Annotated in this window: 19 protein-coding genes and 1 tRNA gene; 5 read left to right on the top strand and 15 right to left on the bottom strand. The window is 46.7% G+C overall.

Annotated elements, in window-relative coordinates; translation table 11 throughout:
• Nucleotide 1: 1 nt before the first annotated feature.
• Genes Q7S83_03830 through Q7S83_03815 form a run of 4 tightly spaced genes read right to left on the bottom strand, consistent with a single transcriptional unit; the run spans nucleotide 2 to nucleotide 2461 of the window.
• Nucleotides 2–1066, bottom strand: coding sequence for a type I glyceraldehyde-3-phosphate dehydrogenase (locus tag Q7S83_03830; protein ID MDO8467239.1), 1065 nt, complete (start codon nucleotides 1064–1066; stop codon nucleotides 2–4).
• Nucleotides 1067–1111: 45 nt separating this feature from the next.
• Nucleotides 1112–1498, bottom strand: a complete 387-nt coding sequence (locus Q7S83_03825; GenBank protein ID MDO8467238.1) for a DUF296 domain-containing protein — start codon at nucleotides 1496–1498, stop codon at nucleotides 1112–1114.
• A gap of 29 nt (nucleotides 1499–1527) precedes the next feature.
• Complete coding sequence (locus Q7S83_03820; protein ID MDO8467237.1) at nucleotides 1528–1986, bottom strand: DUF192 domain-containing protein; 459 nt, start codon at nucleotides 1984–1986, stop codon at nucleotides 1528–1530.
• Entirely contained in the window at nucleotides 1979–2461 is a 483-nt protein-coding gene (locus Q7S83_03815) for a TrmH family RNA methyltransferase (GenBank protein ID MDO8467236.1), read from the bottom strand. The genes Q7S83_03820 and Q7S83_03815 overlap by 8 nt, the downstream gene beginning before the upstream one ends.
• Before the next feature lie 56 nt (nucleotides 2462–2517).
• Here Q7S83_03815 and Q7S83_03810 point away from each other — a divergent pair, with 56 nt between their 5' ends.
• Together Q7S83_03810 and Q7S83_03805 are read left to right on the top strand one after the other, a co-directional pair.
• Nucleotides 2518–3144 carry an HAD family hydrolase gene (locus tag Q7S83_03810; GenBank protein ID MDO8467235.1) on the top strand — a complete coding sequence of 209 codons (627 nt, stop codon included), beginning with the start codon at nucleotides 2518–2520 and terminating at the stop codon, nucleotides 3142–3144.
• A complete protein-coding gene (locus tag Q7S83_03805; GenBank protein MDO8467234.1) occupies nucleotides 3141–3749 on the top strand; it encodes a hypothetical protein in 609 nt (202 codons plus the stop codon). The genes Q7S83_03810 and Q7S83_03805 overlap by 4 nt, the downstream gene beginning before the upstream one ends.
• 43 nt (nucleotides 3750–3792) lie before the next feature.
• Here the strand turns inward: Q7S83_03805 and Q7S83_03800 are convergent, their stop codons facing one another.
• Nucleotides 3793–4425, bottom strand: coding sequence for a peptidylprolyl isomerase (locus Q7S83_03800; GenBank protein ID MDO8467233.1), 633 nt, complete (start codon nucleotides 4423–4425; stop codon nucleotides 3793–3795).
• A gap of 62 nt (nucleotides 4426–4487) precedes the next feature.
• Between Q7S83_03800 and Q7S83_03795 the strand changes: the two genes are divergently transcribed.
• Nucleotides 4488–4877, top strand: coding sequence for a hypothetical protein (locus tag Q7S83_03795; protein ID MDO8467232.1), 390 nt, complete (start codon nucleotides 4488–4490; stop codon nucleotides 4875–4877).
• On the opposite strand, the gene Q7S83_03790 is transcribed toward Q7S83_03795, so the two are convergent.
• The 10 genes from Q7S83_03790 to Q7S83_03745 all read right to left on the bottom strand — a co-directional run bounded on the left by Q7S83_03790 (nucleotide 4874) and on the right by Q7S83_03745 (nucleotide 11876).
• A complete protein-coding gene (locus Q7S83_03790) occupies nucleotides 4874–5794 on the bottom strand; it encodes a lamin tail domain-containing protein (GenBank protein ID MDO8467231.1) in 921 nt (306 codons plus the stop codon). The two genes, Q7S83_03795 and Q7S83_03790, sit on opposite strands and share 4 nt — an antisense overlap.
• 47 nt (nucleotides 5795–5841) lie before the next feature.
• Nucleotides 5842–6291 (bottom strand): plastocyanin/azurin family copper-binding protein, encoded by a 450-nt coding sequence (locus tag Q7S83_03785; protein ID MDO8467230.1) that lies wholly within the window; start codon nucleotides 6289–6291, stop codon nucleotides 5842–5844.
• 62 nt (nucleotides 6292–6353) lie between these two features.
• A complete protein-coding gene (locus Q7S83_03780; protein MDO8467229.1) occupies nucleotides 6354–6506 on the bottom strand; it encodes a hypothetical protein in 153 nt (50 codons plus the stop codon).
• A 109-nt stretch (nucleotides 6507–6615) separates the two neighbouring features.
• Entirely contained in the window at nucleotides 6616–7554 is a 939-nt protein-coding gene (locus tag Q7S83_03775; GenBank protein MDO8467228.1) for an FAD-dependent oxidoreductase, read from the bottom strand.
• A 1-nt stretch (nucleotide 7555) separates the two neighbouring features.
• A complete protein-coding gene (locus Q7S83_03770; GenBank protein ID MDO8467227.1) occupies nucleotides 7556–7783 on the bottom strand; it encodes a glutaredoxin family protein in 228 nt (75 codons plus the stop codon).
• Between the two features lie 2 nt (nucleotides 7784–7785).
• Nucleotides 7786–7959 (bottom strand): SPW repeat protein, encoded by a 174-nt coding sequence (locus Q7S83_03765; protein ID MDO8467226.1) that lies wholly within the window; start codon nucleotides 7957–7959, stop codon nucleotides 7786–7788.
• Between the two features lie 80 nt (nucleotides 7960–8039).
• A complete protein-coding gene (locus Q7S83_03760; GenBank protein ID MDO8467225.1) occupies nucleotides 8040–9206 on the bottom strand; it encodes an NAD(P)-dependent oxidoreductase in 1167 nt (388 codons plus the stop codon).
• A 304-nt stretch (nucleotides 9207–9510) separates the two neighbouring features.
• A tRNA-Pro gene (locus Q7S83_03755) sits at nucleotides 9511–9581 on the bottom strand.
• 4 nt (nucleotides 9582–9585) lie between these two features.
• Nucleotides 9586–11124: an HD domain-containing protein gene (locus Q7S83_03750; GenBank protein MDO8467224.1), complete on the bottom strand. Its 1539-nt coding sequence runs from the start codon at nucleotides 11122–11124 to the stop codon at nucleotides 9586–9588.
• A gap of 56 nt (nucleotides 11125–11180) precedes the next feature.
• Complete coding sequence (locus tag Q7S83_03745; GenBank protein ID MDO8467223.1) at nucleotides 11181–11876, bottom strand: DsbA family protein; 696 nt, start codon at nucleotides 11874–11876, stop codon at nucleotides 11181–11183.
• A gap of 21 nt (nucleotides 11877–11897) precedes the next feature.
• On the opposite strand from Q7S83_03745, the gene Q7S83_03740 reads away from it, so the two are divergent.
• Complete coding sequence (locus Q7S83_03740; protein ID MDO8467222.1) at nucleotides 11898–13232, top strand: exopolysaccharide biosynthesis polyprenyl glycosylphosphotransferase; 1335 nt, start codon at nucleotides 11898–11900, stop codon at nucleotides 13230–13232.
• A 54-nt stretch (nucleotides 13233–13286) separates the two neighbouring features.
• The gene (locus Q7S83_03735) at nucleotides 13287–14606 is read left to right on the top strand and encodes a flippase (GenBank protein ID MDO8467221.1); all 1320 of its coding nucleotides are present in this window, start codon (nucleotides 13287–13289) and stop codon (nucleotides 14604–14606) included.
• Nucleotide 14607 lies beyond the last annotated feature (1 nt).

The following is a 14607-nucleotide window of genomic DNA, read 5'->3' as shown; positions in this document are numbered from 1 at the left end:
TCTAAACAGCCGCCGCCTTCTGAACGTGATCGACTAAAGTCGTCACATAGCCCCACTCATTGTCGTACCAAGAGAATACCACCACCAGGTCGCCGTCCACGACTTTCGTATATTGCAGGTCAACCATGGACGCATAGGACATGCCAATCGTGTCGGAAGAAACCAACTGATCTTCGCTAACTCCCAAAATTCCTTTCCAGCGCTTAGAGGCGGCGGCTTTTTTGAAAGCTTCATTCACCTCTTCAACCGAAGTTTTTCTTTTTGCCAAAAAGGTCACGACCGCCATGGAGCCGGTGGCAACCGGAACCCGCAAGGCGACGCCATCAAATTTTCCTTTCAGATCAGGAATGCCCCGAGTTACGGAAATGGCCGCTCCGGTGAATGATGGGGCGATGTTGATTGCCGCCGCCCGGCCACGCCGAAAATCTTTTCCCCTGGTTGGCCCGTCAACTAGATTTTGGGTTGCCGTATAGCCATGCGTTGTATTTAAAAATGCTTTCTGGACGCCGATTGCTTCGTGCATTACCGCGACCACAGGGGCGGTGCCGTTAGTGGTACAAGAACCATTGGAGGAAACAACGCATTTTCCGTAATCTTCTTCGTTCAGTCCGGATAAAATAGTTTTTCCTCCGGCAACTCCCTCGTCGTCTTTAGCCGGAGCAGAAATTACCACACGCCTGGCGCCGGCCGCGGTAACGTGCGGAGCCGCTTTTTCAAAAGATTCAAAAGCGCCGGTAGATTCCACGACCACATCAATCTTCAAATCACCCCACGGCAATTTGGTAAGGTCTTTTTCCTGAATTACCTGAATTTTTTTGCCGTCCACGATCAAATGACCGCCTCCGCCCAATCCGCCGGCTGGCGGAGGCGGAGCCGCTGGATCTCTCTCGAAAGAAACTTCTTTATCATAAATTCGGTACACCGAATCGTATTTTAATAAATAGGCCAGGTTCTCAATGTCGCCCAAGTCATTGATGGCGACTATATCTAAACCCTTTTTCCCGAATGCCTGACGAAAAAATAACCTGCCGATTCTGCCGAAACCATTGATTGCGATCTTTGCCATTGAGGATATTTTTATTATTTAAACATTTAAATATTTAAAGCCTTATTATCTTAGCAGATTAAGCCCCGTCTCGTCATCAAACTTCCTTTCCATCAATCCAGATTCAGATATATTCAATTCCAAAGTCCCACCCACGACACCGTTCAACAAATGCCCACCAAAAGTTTTAAAGTTCTTATCTCCCAAAACAACGTGCGCATGTACGACAATATCATCATCTCCCTGCGCTATATTGCCCACTAAACTTAAAACCTCGAATGGTCCGATAAACTTTTTTTTATTAAACTTTTTGGTGCGTAAATCATAAAACGCAATTTCTACTTTAGAGAATCCCCCCAGCCCGTGGAAAAACCCGCTGTTTACCCGATTGCGCCTCAAAAACTCTCCGAACTTTTCGGTGAAATTGTCTCCTTTTTTAAATACAGCAATCATTTAACTAATTTTACCATTCTACTTAATTTCTATAAGTCTGGTACGCGTACCATTCCGCCTTCGACTAACCCCAACTTCTTCGCCATACCCGCATTGATTTCTAAAACCCTATCAACTAAGCTCGGCGGGGAATAGATTTCTAATTTTCCGGATCCTGGTACAGCCGCATTTTCGGCTATGCCCACTATCTTCTCTCCTCTAAGCCAAACCACGTCAATTGGAAAAATCATTCCCTTCATCCAAAACGGATAAATGGCGGGAATAGGAAAAATAAAATACATACCTTCGTTATCCGCTAAAGGAGCGTGGCCCGACAGACCAATAGAGCGCGCGCCGGCCGTATCAGCAATTTCCACATTCAGAATCACGCCGCCGATATCCAATTTGCCTCGGGGAAATTCGCTATGCATCTTTTTGGGTATAAACAAAAATGCCGCGATGGCTAAGACTAGTAAAATCAAAGCTCCGAGGAATAATATTTTAGCCATGAAGTAATTTGAAAACTGCTATTCCGAAGGCGACCGAGACATTCAAAGACTCTTTCTTCCCCCTCATCGGTATCTCTAATATCTTATCAGCTTTTTTTAAAATCGCCGCGGGCACTCCCTTAACTTCATGCCCGACCAGCAAAGCCACCCTGTTATCCCGCGGGATAACACCGATTTTGTTGTATGGGATGGATTTTTTACTCTGCTCCAGCGCGAAAATTTTATATCCTCCGCCAGCTGGCGGATTTTTCAACTTATTGATTAGCCGGCTCGTGGAAGCAACCTTTTCCCACGGCACGCTTTTCTCGGCGCCCAGAGAAACTTTCCCCACCTGCTGACGGACTACCCCGAACCTATCCAATGGCGTCGGCGTAATTCCGCAAAGATATAGCTTCTCCACGCCCGCCGCATCAGCAGTACGGAAAATAGAACCCACGTTATGCAAGCTCCGAATGTTGTGTAAAATCGCGACCATCTATATATTATAGGGGTTCATTGAAATATTGAGGAGGCTGATTGTACAAACTAGCGATGTTCGACTTCAACGGCACCCTAGTGAGTGATCTGGATATCGTTTATAGCGCAATGGCGGCAGTATTCAAAACTCATAAAGTGCGGCCTCCCCCATTGGAACTTTTCCGAAACACCCCTCAGGTCCCGATTGAGTGGTACTACGAACAAGGACTCCCGAGGAAAATTTCTGAAATGGAAATTCAGTGCATCTTCTCACTTCATGCCATTAACTGCTGGCGCGAATCTAGGCCGCGGCTTCGCAGGAGTGCGCTTCAACTCATCAAAGAATGCAGGCGACGTAGGATGAAGACCGCAATTGTCAGTGCGCTTAATCTCAAATTAATGGATGAAAGAGCTGATCAATTAGCGCTTCGTGGCCATTTTGATGAAATCAGGGGTGGGGCGGGAGATAAATTCGAAGCTTTCCAAGAAATGTTGATTAGATTCAAAACTCCCCCCGAGAAGGCTTTTTACATCGGCGATACGGCCGGTGACGTTGAATCATCTCGCCGGGCCAAAATCACATCAATCGCTTTTACCAATGGGTACAACACCCCGGATGTCTTGCTTGCCGCTAAACCCGATTTTGTGGTTAAATCCCTGTCAGAAGTCTTGAAAATCATCACTGGAAGGAGGCTGAAATGAACCGGGTAATCATCGGCCTGGTCGGCGAACAATGCGCCGGGAAAGAGAAGTTTTGGGAACTGCTTTGCGGCGTTACTGCTGAATATCTGAAAGATAATTTTGTTTTCACCATCAATAGATTCAGCACTTCGGTCATGCTGGCGGAAATCTTGGATCGCTGCGGCGCCCCCACTAGCAGACAAAATAAGATTGCCTTGGTTAAGGAGTTGGAAGAAAAATTCGGTGAAGGAACGGTTGTTGCCGGATTGTACCGGAGGCTAGAAACTGACAAGACCACAATCAAAGTGATTGATAGTATCCGGTTGCACGCGGACGAAGAAGCCCTTCGAAGAAAAACTTGGAATATTCTTTTGTACATAACCGCCGAAAAAGAAGTGCGATACCGAAGAAGCAAGGAGCGGGCTCGCGACCCACAAGATCAGAAAATGACCATAGAAGAATTCGAAGCAATAGAAAATACTCCGACCGAAATAAATGTCCCGTATATCGGCGCGCGCGCTGATTGGAAAATCGAAAACAATGAGAGCGACGAAGTCGCCTTGAAAAATAAAGTTCGGGAATTTTTTACAAATCAAGTTGCCCCCCTGCTAACCAAAGAAGGATGAACCAAAGCCGCTCCGAAGGGCGGTTTTTTAAATTTCTAATTTCTTAATTTCTAATTTCTATCTTCTTAATTACTACCGGATCTACCGGTCTATCGCCCGCTCCCGTTGTTACCTTGCTTATCTTGTCCGCCACATCCTGACCTTCTAAAACTTTCCCAAAAATCGTATAGGAGTGCGGAAGCGGTACATCGGCCACCATAATAAAGAATTGACTGCCGTTCGTGTTGGGGCCGGCATTCGCCATCGCCAAGACTCCCTTCTTATAGCCATCTTTTGCAGACGCCGTATTCGGATCTAGCTCATCTTCAAATTTGTAACCCGGGCCGCCGGAGCCACAAGAACCGGAGCTTCTGGACGGAGTGCAATTCGGATCACCTCCCTGCACCATAAAACCGGGAATGACCCGATGAAAAACCAAGCCATCATAATATTTCTCACCCGCTAATTTCGTAAAATTCTCCACGGTCTTGGGGGCGTCGCTCGAATAAAACTGTACCTTTATATTTCCTAGGCTGGTTTCTAATATTGCCGTTTGAGGGTTTTTATTTTCCATATTATTTGTATTGTTTTCTGCTTCGACGACCACTGAATCCTTTTTATAATCTCCTACTACCAAAGCCACGCCAACCCCGACAACTGCCGCCAAAACTATACCGGCTAAAATTTTATAAGACATAAAAGAAATTCTAGCAAGAAAACTGTTATAATCAAGCTGTGGGATTAATAAAACTGCTATTTATGCTGCTTATCCTCGGTAGCGTCGCCGGAGTGGCCTTCTATTTCGCCCCGGACAATATCAAGGAACGTGGCCTCGCCTACATCGATGAGCAAAAATTTATCCCGGCCGAAATAAAAAAAGCCGCTGAAGATATTTACGCAACCCCCGAATATAAGCGCGACAAACTTTTAGCAGAACTGGAAAGCAATTTCGCATCGCTCGAGTCGGCAATTATAAAATCTTCCCCGCAACCGGAAGAGGCGGTAAAAACAATCGCCCGCACTAAAGAAATCATTAAGGAAATCTCTGAAATCAGCACGAATCCGACATTGGTGAGTAAAATCACCGAGATTGTCACCGAAAAAGTCTTATCCACGGTCAAGGTAAATAATTCTTGCCCTACCCCTTAAGGTCGCGTCCAGCTTTCTCCTTCAGCAAAATTAGCTCCGTCATAAGAAACTTGGTTCATCATCGCGCCATCTGCATCCAGTAAAAATACTGTGGCAATTCCGTTCGGCAGAACGGCGGAGCGAGTGATGTCGGCGGAAGTATTCCCTGAAAATCCAATCACTAAATAACTATTCGCTCTTACCACAAGCGCGTCTTCCGGCTTGGAACCAATCTTCACCAGAGAACTATCGCCGTTCTTGAGCGACCAATTCTCTAAATTAAAATCGGTATTGTTTGAATTGAAAATCTTGATGAATTCCTTGCCATTATCGGTCCCCACGGCATCGAAAAGAATTTCGCTTATAAATGGCGCATAAATTATCGCTGGAGGTGGTACTGGTGAGGGGACAGGAGCTGGAGCGGGTTCTGGCGCAGGGGCCGGGGTTGGCTCGGGAGCAGGAGCTGGGGTTGGCTCGGGCGCGGGAGCGGATCCGCCAGCTGGCGGAGGTTCTGGTGCGGGCTGTGGCGCCGGGGCTGGTTGAGGAGCCGGTTCGGGAGTAGGCGCGGGAGCCGGAACTGGGGCAGATTGCGGAGCCGGGGCCGGCAAGATCACTTTCGTGGGCGGCACCGGGGCGAATCCGCCTCCGCCAGAAGGGGCGGATGGCGGACGGAAAGGGGTCGGAGCGGAAACCGAAGCGGGTACTGGCGCAATCACCTTGGCAACGGCGACAATTTTTTTAATTACCGGTTTTGGGGTTGTGGGTTGTAAGTCGTTAGTCGTTAGTTTTTTGTCATTAATCGGGATTTCCGACACCAACTGAAAATTAGCTGTTAATCCCGACTTTCCTTCCCCGCTAAATAACCCCTGCTGAACGGAAACAAAAATCAGCACTCCGGAAAATACTACCGCCACCCCCCAATACAAAAGCTTTGCCATAAAAAAGAATTGCTAGAAGCTTAGCAATTCTTTTTTTAGATGTAAAACTAGCGAACTACGATCTCGCCCTTCATATTCGGATGCGATCCGCAGAAGTAAGAATAAACGCCCGGCTGGTTGAAAGTATAAGAATAACTTTCTCCCTTCTGCAAAAGCTTACTTTGGAAAGTTGGGCCAACGACACTATGCGCAACATCATCATAATTCTTCCAAATAATCTTCGTGCCTGGGCCGATCCGAGTAGTCGAAGACACGAACGCAAATCCTTTAATATCCACCGTCACCGTTCCGCCGGAAGTTACTGGAACGCCTGGAATCGGCTTAGAGCTGGTCGGGCTAGGGGCTGGAGCGGGTCCGCCTCCGCCAGAAGGGGCGGATGGCGGAGGCGTCAACCCGGGTAAAAGCTGTTCTAATGGTTTGCCGCCAGAAAACACCAAATACCCGCCCCCAACGACAACAACCGCTAACGCCAACATGATAATCGTTTTTTTGTTCATAAGTTTATTATACCATTCCACTTAATTTCTATTAGTCTGGTACACGTACCAAAACAACTTTTCTATTTACGCCAGAGCCAGTAGATTAACCCGATAAATAAAATAACTCCCGCCAAAATCCACCATTTATAATCAACGATCAAGTTAATAAAACGCTCAAATTCTTGGGAGGCGTATTGGAGTTGAACCTTAATTAAATTAGTTTTGGGGGGCATCCCGGTGCTACAACTTTAAAAATGACTGATTGACCTTTTGCATAGATATTTTCCGGAGCAACGATGTCCTGAGTTGAATAAATTTGTTTTTTGTAGCACTGGGCATGGGTTATTTTGTGTATTCTCGATGCGTGATTTCCTTATTTAGATAATCAGTGATGTTCAAAACTGCCTTAATGGCGTCTCCGGAAGAAATATTGTTTTGCTTATACAACACATCACTCACATCCCCCGCCGCCCAAATGCCAAGCAGGGAAGTAGCCTGAGTTCTGTGATCGATGACAATCTCCCCGAATTCATTTGTCTGCACTAGGTCTTTTACGAAATCAACATTCGGGCGAGAACCAATCTCCACAAAAACGCCGTCCAATTTAATCTCTGCCGTTTCGCCGCTTCCGTCTTTGTATTTCAATCCGGTCACGAATTTATCGCCAAAAATTTCCATAGATTCCGCCTGTAAAATAACTTCTACTTTAGGATTGGCCTGAATCTTATCTCGTGTCACCGCGTCTCCTTTCAGGGCTTCGTTGTGATCCAATAAATAAATTTTAGAGGCATAGGGCAGAGCATCCAGCACCGCCTCTAAGCCCGCGTTGCCCCCGCCAACCACCGCCACTATCTTATCTTTGAAGATTGGCGCATCGCAGGTCGAACAATACACTACTCCTTTACCATCAAATTCTTTCTCTCCTGGAATACCCATTTTTTTACGGGTACTGCCGGTCGCGACCAACACGGTTCGAGTTTCCAAGGCTTTTCCGCCTTTGGTGGCAACCAAAAAACCTTCGCTGATTTTTTCTACCCCATCCACCAAATCAGGATGAATAATATCAATTCCTTCTTGGGCGCGCAGATGCTCCTCTAATTCCTTTGACCACTCATAGCCGGAAATAGATTTCGTGCCAATCCAATTTTGAATATCCCCGGAAACTTTTGAAGCTCCGCCAAAATCCCCCACCACTATCGCGCATTTGATTTTCTTTCGAGCGGCATAAACTCCGGCGGCTACGCCTCCCGGACCTCCTCCGATAATAACCAGGTCGTACATATTAAAGTTTCAGAGCGGAACGCAATTCCTGCTCATCAAACCCAACGAGTATTTTGCCGTCGATATCAATTACCGGCACTCCGAGCTGATTCGATTTTTGAACCATTTCTTCGCGAGCTTTCATATCAGCGGCCACATCATGCTCTTGATATTCAATATTATTTTTCTTGAAGAAATCTTTTGCCATCTTGCAATAGACGCAGGTCGGAGTGGAATAGATAATTACCATATTTAAATATTATCGTCTTCTGTTTCGACTATTTGCCATAGCGCAATCAAACCAAGTAGAACACCAGCTATTATCTGACTCCAAAGCGCTGAAGAAACTTCCCAATATCCCAAAACGAACGGGGAAACTACCAGCCAAAGACCCAAACCCATGGTTGCCCAGCTTAGCCATTTCATATGTTGTATTATACAACCGTTTTGGAAATAAAAAACCCCGTACTTACTTGCCGCAGGCAGTAAGCATGGGGCTTGTGAAGTTAAAACGGGGTAATAACACGAATCCTAGTAACTCCTTCAATCTCCTTAATGATCTCTGATGCCGCCAGCAACCTGCCATCAGCGTTCTGGAGATCGAGATCAATATAGTTGAGAGCAATTCCATTGCGACTCTTATTAACCATCGAGCCAATATTCAGCTCCGCCGTGCTAACGGCCTTAGTAATCCGCGCAATCATTTCGGGCTGATCCAAATTACTCACCAATAGCCGAATACGGCCTCTCTGCACTTTTTCCATAGGCATATCCGGGAAGTTCACCGAACCGGTACAAAGCCCATCTTCCAAAAAGGAATTGGCTTTCTGGGCAACAAGCATCGCCGCCTTCTCCTCAGCTTCTTCAGTGGAAGCGCCAAGATGCGGAAAAAACATAGCACTGCCGGTCTCCAACATCTGAGACTTAAAGGAGGAGTTGGGCGGAAAGTCAGAAATATACTTCGCAACTCTTCCATCCTGCAAAGCTTTCAACATTTCAAGATTATTCACCAATTCTCCACGGGCGAAATTCAAAATTTTCGCGCCGGGCTGAATATCCGCAAGGAAACCCTTGCCCACCATCTCGTAATTTTCAGGAGTCAAAGCGCAATGCAAAGTCACGTAATTAATATCCGGCAAAATCGCATCCAACGGAACGAAATTCATTCCCAAAATCTTGGTGGGCTCATTAAGATAAGGATCGTGGCCATAGACGTCCATTCCGAGGTGATAACACATCTCCGCTACTCTCTTCCCTATCTGACCGAGGCCAATTACTAGGATTGCCTTCCCCGCCAACTCGGATCCTTTATAGCCCTTCTTAAGCACTTCAGGGTCCGTATCGTTTTTGACGACCTCCGCCGATGCCTGAAACGCCGGACGCGCGGCCTGCACCAACGCCAGCAGGACCAGCTCCTTAACTGCGTTAGAATTCGCTCCGGGAGCATTAAAAACCGCCACGCCGTTTTGGTTACACCAATCAAGCGGAATATTATCCACACCCGAACCAGCCCGGCCGATCGCCACCAGAGACTTAGGCAGATCAATCTTCTTGAGGTCTTTGGACCGGACGAAAATTACTTCAGGGCTTTCATCTAAATTCACAATTTTAAGATCCCGAATATATGGCCCGCTGGACATCAAAGAAACGTTATTGAAAACAGTCGCTTTCATCTAACCTCCCCTATATCAATGAACGCCTAGTAAATTAACACTTAAACAAAACCGGCGCAATGATGCGCCGGTTTTGTGTTTGTCGGGGAGCCGTAGGGAACAAGCCTGCACTTTCGGCTGGATAGCCCGAAAGCTCGGTCGAACACCAGCCGTACCCCGACCCCCGTCTCGGACACCTTCGGTTTCCGACGCCCAAAAGTCTAACGCGTTAGACTTTTGGGACTGCCTTCCTGCACGGGGTGCGGCTTTGGTTCGATTCCCGGCAACAAAATAAAAACAGGCCAAAAGGCCTGCTTTTATTTTGTCGGGGAGCCGGGAATCGAACCCGGCCTTCACGCACCCGAAGCGTGTGTACTGCCGATATACTACTCCCCGCGGACTATTTCACCTTCTTTATATTCTTAACACCATACTGTTTCATCACCTCTTGGTCAATCCTTTCCTGCGTCTCATCTGCTTCCTTGCTCGCCTTCTCTCGCATTTCAGCTAACTTTTTATCACTAAGCTTTCCTAAGCTTCCCACTTCTTTCATCAAACCTTCTTTAGTATTTAACGCCGGATTATCCAAAACCTTTTCCAATAAAACTGCTAAAATAGCCCCGACTTTTGGCCCCGGCTCAATTTCCAACACTTTCATTAGATCCTTGCCGTCTAACTTAAGCATCTTCGCGCTAATCGGCTCTTTCATTGCAATCTCAATAGTCGCCTTAAACTTACGCAGTCTCTGCGGCACGGCAACCTCCGTACCCGAACCAATCCGATCCGCCTCCCGCAACTTCATCAAGTCATCAACATTTTCTGCGCCGACTCGGCTCACAAAACGACGAGCGCCCCGTTGAGTTCCAATCTCTGCGTCAAAAGAAAACATGTGCTCACGCACCAACAAAGCAATCTGCTCGATATCTTTTTTTGCAAACTTCAGACGATCTAAGGCTTCAATTGCTATTTTTTCACCAAAATATTGATGCTGGTAAAACGTCCACTCTCCTTTTGCGCCCTTATTGAGGCGGGTGCCTTGAGGGCTGGCCTTCCAGCCGCGCGACTGTGGCTTTCCTACGTCGTGCAATAACGACGCAACCCTAAGATACAGAGGAAATTTTTGCTCTGCGGCATATTCCAACGCTCGTACGTTATGTTCAAAAATAGTGTATTTGTGGTGCAGATTTTGGTCCATACCAATTCCTTCACACAACTCCGGCAATACATGCTTCAACAGGCCCAACTCGGCCATCTTCCTGATTCCATTGCTGGCATGCTTGGTCATGACTAATTTACAAAACTCATCCCTAATCCGTTCTTTCGCAATAAACTCCAAAAGACCCGCCTTTGCCTTAATGGCTTGAGCAGTAACTTCTTCAATTTCAAAACCAAGTTGAGCAGAAAACCGCACCGCCCTCATCAACCGCAAAGCGTCCTCTTCAAACCGCTCCGCCGCATCGCCAACTGCTCGAATAGTTTTATTTTTCAAATCTTCCCTTCCTCCAAAAGGATCTACTAGCCCGTCGTTAGTTGTTGGTTGTTTGTCGTTAGTCAACGAAAATGCCATGGCGTTGACCGTAAAATCACGACGCGACAAATCCTCTTCCACGTTTTTCGCAAAAGTTATTTCGTCGGGATGGCGCTTGTCGGTGTATTTCCCTTCTTTCCGGAAAGTAGTGACCTCCACAAGAGCTAGCGTCGCATCTTCCGAGTGGGTCTTTATTCCTACGGTCCCAAATTTATTTTCATAAACGCTGTCGGGGAAAACCTTCTGGATCTTTTCCGGAGCGGCGTCCGTGGTCAAATCCCAATCTTTTGGTCCGCCAGCCGGCGGATTCTCAAGCAAAAGGTCGCGCAAGCAGCCACCCACAAGATAAGCCTGATAGCCTGACGCGCCTAGCTTATCAGCGATAGATTTTACTTCTTTTGGGATACTCATAGTCTTTTAATTTCTAATTCCTATTTGTTTAGAAATTAGACATTAGAACTTAGAATTTACCGCGTAGCGGTTAATGCTTCATCAATAGCTACTTTAATCTGCTCATAAGGAACGGCCCCCGATAACGCTTTGCCGTTCACAAAAGTGGTCGGGGTACCGGTAACGCCGGCGGCCAATCCATCGGCATAATCCTTTTCTACTTCTTTGAAATATTTCTTAGAAGACAGGCAGGAATCAAATCGTGTGCGGTCTAACCCCAAAGACGAGGCCAACGATTTGAAGAAAATCTCTGAAAGATTGCCGTTGTGTTCTCGGCCGTCTGAAACCTCGGCGGCATATAGCCCGTCGTGATATTCCCAGAATTTCTTTTGCTCGGCGGCGCATTGAGAAGCCATCGAAGCCTCCACCGACTCCGGACCCAAGAAAGCAAAGTCGCGATAAATCATTTTTACCTTTCCAGTCTTGATATACTCCTCTCGGATCTTCGGCTCCACCTGGCTAAAAAACCGGCCACAAAATGGGCATTGATAATCCCCGAATTCCACCAAAGTGACGGGTGCATCTACACTGCCCAATACTACATCGTCGTCAGCTAAATCTTTATCTGACACAGTAGCCACCAGATTAGCCGGTTGTGGAGCCAAATTCCGCGCTCCTACGCTGTAAATTAAAGCTCCGGCTATTAAAAAGGCTGCCACAAGGATGCTCCCTGGCAATAAAAGGTCTTTTCCTGGTTTTTGACTATCCTCCATACTTTATATAATATAAGCTCAATGGACTTAGGTGTAAAGCTTAAGCAAGTCACTCTCCTTCTGGGAGACGTTCTCATCCTATACGCCTCTCTCGCTATCACCCTGTTTATCAGATATAGCGGCTTATCTAGAGAAGCCGTAGATGTTCACTTTTGGCCGTTTACCTTTATTTTCGGTATTTGGCTGACTACTTTCTATATAGGAGGGCTTTACGACCTGAAAAGCCTGAAGAACGACCTAGATTTCTACAAGAAGTTCATCACTCTGCTGGTAGTAAACGGAGTACTCGCCACTTTGCTCTTTTACTTCATACCGGCTTTTGGCATCACCCCTAAAACCAATCTTTTCACTGCAATCATCATATTCGGTCTAGCCAACTATATCTGGCGCACTTTATATAATACTTTTTTGAGCACTGGCGCTCCGGAGAACCGCGTATTGATGATCGGCTACAACAAAACCGTGGAAGACGTTGTGGGCCACATCGCCAAGAATCCTCAGCTGGGGTATGAAACAAAGTTTTGGATGAAAGAAGGCCTACAAGATAAAGAATTTGAACATCTCGCCCAAATTATTCTCGCTAATAAAATTAACCTGATAGTTGTGCCGGCGCACATCAAAAAGAACTCGAAAGCCGCCCGTCTGATATATAAAAATCTTATTTTAGGAATTGAAGTACTGGATTTGTCGGAATTATATGAAAAAGTTTTCCAAAAACTGCCCCTCGCAGAACTGGAAGAAGTTTGGTTCCTAGAAAATCTGGCTAAAAGCCATAAAATTTATGAATTCATCAAACGCCCGATAGAAATATTTCTGGCCTCATTGATGGCGCTCGCCCTCCTGCCTCTGGGATTACTCCTCGGACTATTTGTTTACATCACTTCAAGGGGTCCCGCTATTTTCCGCCAGAATCGTAGCGGCCGCAACGAAAGAGAATTTATGATATTCAAATTCCGCACCATGAAAGCGGATGCGGAAAAAAATGGGCCTCAATGGGCGAAGCCGGGCGACCAACGCGCAACCCTGTTGGGAAGAATACTGCGCGCTACTCATCTTGATGAGCTTCCTCAACTTCTGAATATAATCCGCGGCGACCTTTCATTTGTCGGCCCGCGGCCGGACCGGCCGGAATTTGTATCTCATTTGAAAAGGGACGTTCCTTATTTTGAATTGCGTCTCTTGGTGCGCCCCGGAATTACCGGCTGGGCGCAAATCAACTATAAATATGGGGCTTCAGTGGAAGATGCATATGAAAAACTCCAATATGATATGTACTACCTGAAGAACCGATCTCTCACTCTAGATTTCATCATTCTCCTCCGCACAGTCAAATATCTTTTTACCAACTTGAAATAATGGAGTAATCGCTAATAATGCGAATTAAAAAGGTAATATTGCGAATAAGCTCAAATGATTAAATTTATATTGAATTTTCTGCTGCACAACAGCTCTGTCGGCCAGACTATCGCCAAAAATACCTTTTGGTTATTCTTCGGCCAAATAACCGGACGCTTATTCCGCGCCGCAATCGTCATCTATGCCGCTAGGGTGCTTGGCGCGGCCAGCTGGGGAGCTTTTTCTTACGCTTTAGGGGTCGCCGCCTTCCTGACTATTTTCTCCGACATCGGCATCAACGCCCTCATCACGAAAGAAGCTTCTCGCAATCCGGAGCTGAAGAATAAATATATCGCCACCGCTTTCTGGACAAAATTAACATTACTCATTGCCTTGATTGCAGGGGTCGCCATCGCCTTTCCATACTTAACTAACATTCCGGAAGCCGCCGCGATTATGCCGATTTTGATATTCGTATTCGCCTTCGACACCCTGCGCGATCTTGGCTCGGCAATCAGCCGATCGATGGAAAAAATGGAAATTGAATCCCTGATTGGCGTATTCACTAACCTCGCTATCGTGGTTTTGGGAATTGCTTTTCTAATCTTTGAGCCGACCAGTCGCGCGCTTTCTTATGCCTACGCCGTCGGGAGCGGCCTTGGGCTTCTGGCTATTTGGTTTGTCTTGCGCCGCCACATCGGAAATTTCTTCACCAATTTTGACCGCCGCTTAGTAAAAAACATTCTCTCCACCGCTTGGCCATTTGGCCTTATGGGTTTAATGGGCGCAATCAATTTAAACACCGACATCATTATGGTCGGTTGGCTCCGCTCGGCCGTGGAAGTCGGGCATTACGCAGCCGCCCAAAAGCCGGTCTTATTACTCTATGTATTACCGACCCTACTCGCTTCCAGCATATTTCCAATGATGGCAAGGATGGCGAAAATCGCTCCGGCAATAGTGATCGGTCTCTTGGAAAAAGCGCTCGCGGGAGTGATTCTGTTGGCTGTCCCAGTAGTAGCCCTAAGCCTCATCTTTGCTCACCCAATAATTAATATTTTATTCGGCGCGGAATATCTTCCGGCTGTAAACACTTTCCGAATCCTTATCTTCACAATTTTGATAGTTTATCCCTCCACGCTCATCGGCAACGCCATCTTCGCCTTTGATGCGCAAAAGAGCTTTGTCTGGTTCGTGTTGGCTTCCGCCGTAGGCAACGTAGTCTTCAATTTCCTCCTAATCCCCGTCTGGGGCATCGCCGGCGCCGCCGCCGCAACCCTGATTACCCAAATAATCACCAACTTCCTCATCTGGCGCAAAATGAACTCGATCCATAAACTCTCCATACTGCCTCAATTTAAGTTCTACTTCGGTCTACTGTCCCGATTCAAATAAC

It is taken from the genome of bacterium (assembly GCA_030646995.1).
Classification (GTDB): domain Bacteria; phylum Patescibacteriota; class Minisyncoccia; order UBA6257; family WO2-44-18; genus JAUSKF01.
The sequence above is the reverse complement of the archived record's forward strand: the minus strand, read 5'-3'. Positions and strand labels throughout refer to the sequence as shown.

Excerpts from the sequence above, each read along its gene's own strand:
- Q7S83_03830 (MDO8467239.1), bottom strand. The coding sequence starts at position 1,066 with ATGGCAAAGATCGCAATCAATGGTTTCGGCAGAATCGGCAGGTTATTT.
- Q7S83_03825 (MDO8467238.1), bottom strand. The coding sequence starts at position 1,498 with ATGATTGCTGTATTTAAAAAAGGAGACAATTTCACCGAAAAGTTCGGA.
- Q7S83_03820 (MDO8467237.1), bottom strand. The coding sequence starts at position 1,986 with ATGGCTAAAATATTATTCCTCGGAGCTTTGATTTTACTAGTCTTAGCC.
- Q7S83_03815 (MDO8467236.1), bottom strand. The coding sequence starts at position 2,461 with ATGGTCGCGATTTTACACAACATTCGGAGCTTGCATAACGTGGGTTCT.
- Q7S83_03810 (MDO8467235.1), top strand. The coding sequence starts at position 2,518 with ATGTTCGACTTCAACGGCACCCTAGTGAGTGATCTGGATATCGTTTAT.
- Q7S83_03805 (MDO8467234.1), top strand. The coding sequence starts at position 3,141 with ATGAACCGGGTAATCATCGGCCTGGTCGGCGAACAATGCGCCGGGAAA.
- Q7S83_03800 (MDO8467233.1), bottom strand. The coding sequence starts at position 4,425 with ATGTCTTATAAAATTTTAGCCGGTATAGTTTTGGCGGCAGTTGTCGGG.
- Q7S83_03795 (MDO8467232.1), top strand. The coding sequence starts at position 4,488 with ATGCTGCTTATCCTCGGTAGCGTCGCCGGAGTGGCCTTCTATTTCGCC.
- Q7S83_03790 (MDO8467231.1), bottom strand. The coding sequence starts at position 5,794 with ATGGCAAAGCTTTTGTATTGGGGGGTGGCGGTAGTATTTTCCGGAGTG.
- Q7S83_03785 (MDO8467230.1), bottom strand. The coding sequence starts at position 6,291 with ATGAACAAAAAAACGATTATCATGTTGGCGTTAGCGGTTGTTGTCGTT.
- Q7S83_03780 (MDO8467229.1), bottom strand. The coding sequence starts at position 6,506 with ATGCCCCCCAAAACTAATTTAATTAAGGTTCAACTCCAATACGCCTCC.
- Q7S83_03775 (MDO8467228.1), bottom strand. The coding sequence starts at position 7,554 with ATGTACGACCTGGTTATTATCGGAGGAGGTCCGGGAGGCGTAGCCGCC.
- Q7S83_03770 (MDO8467227.1), bottom strand. The coding sequence starts at position 7,783 with ATGGTAATTATCTATTCCACTCCGACCTGCGTCTATTGCAAGATGGCA.
- Q7S83_03765 (MDO8467226.1), bottom strand. The coding sequence starts at position 7,959 with ATGAAATGGCTAAGCTGGGCAACCATGGGTTTGGGTCTTTGGCTGGTA.
- Q7S83_03760 (MDO8467225.1), bottom strand. The coding sequence starts at position 9,206 with ATGAAAGCGACTGTTTTCAATAACGTTTCTTTGATGTCCAGCGGGCCA.
- Q7S83_03750 (MDO8467224.1), bottom strand. The coding sequence starts at position 11,124 with ATGAGTATCCCAAAAGAAGTAAAATCTATCGCTGATAAGCTAGGCGCG.
- Q7S83_03745 (MDO8467223.1), bottom strand. The coding sequence starts at position 11,876 with ATGGAGGATAGTCAAAAACCAGGAAAAGACCTTTTATTGCCAGGGAGC.
- Q7S83_03740 (MDO8467222.1), top strand. The coding sequence starts at position 11,898 with ATGGACTTAGGTGTAAAGCTTAAGCAAGTCACTCTCCTTCTGGGAGAC.
- Q7S83_03735 (MDO8467221.1), top strand. The coding sequence starts at position 13,287 with ATGATTAAATTTATATTGAATTTTCTGCTGCACAACAGCTCTGTCGGC.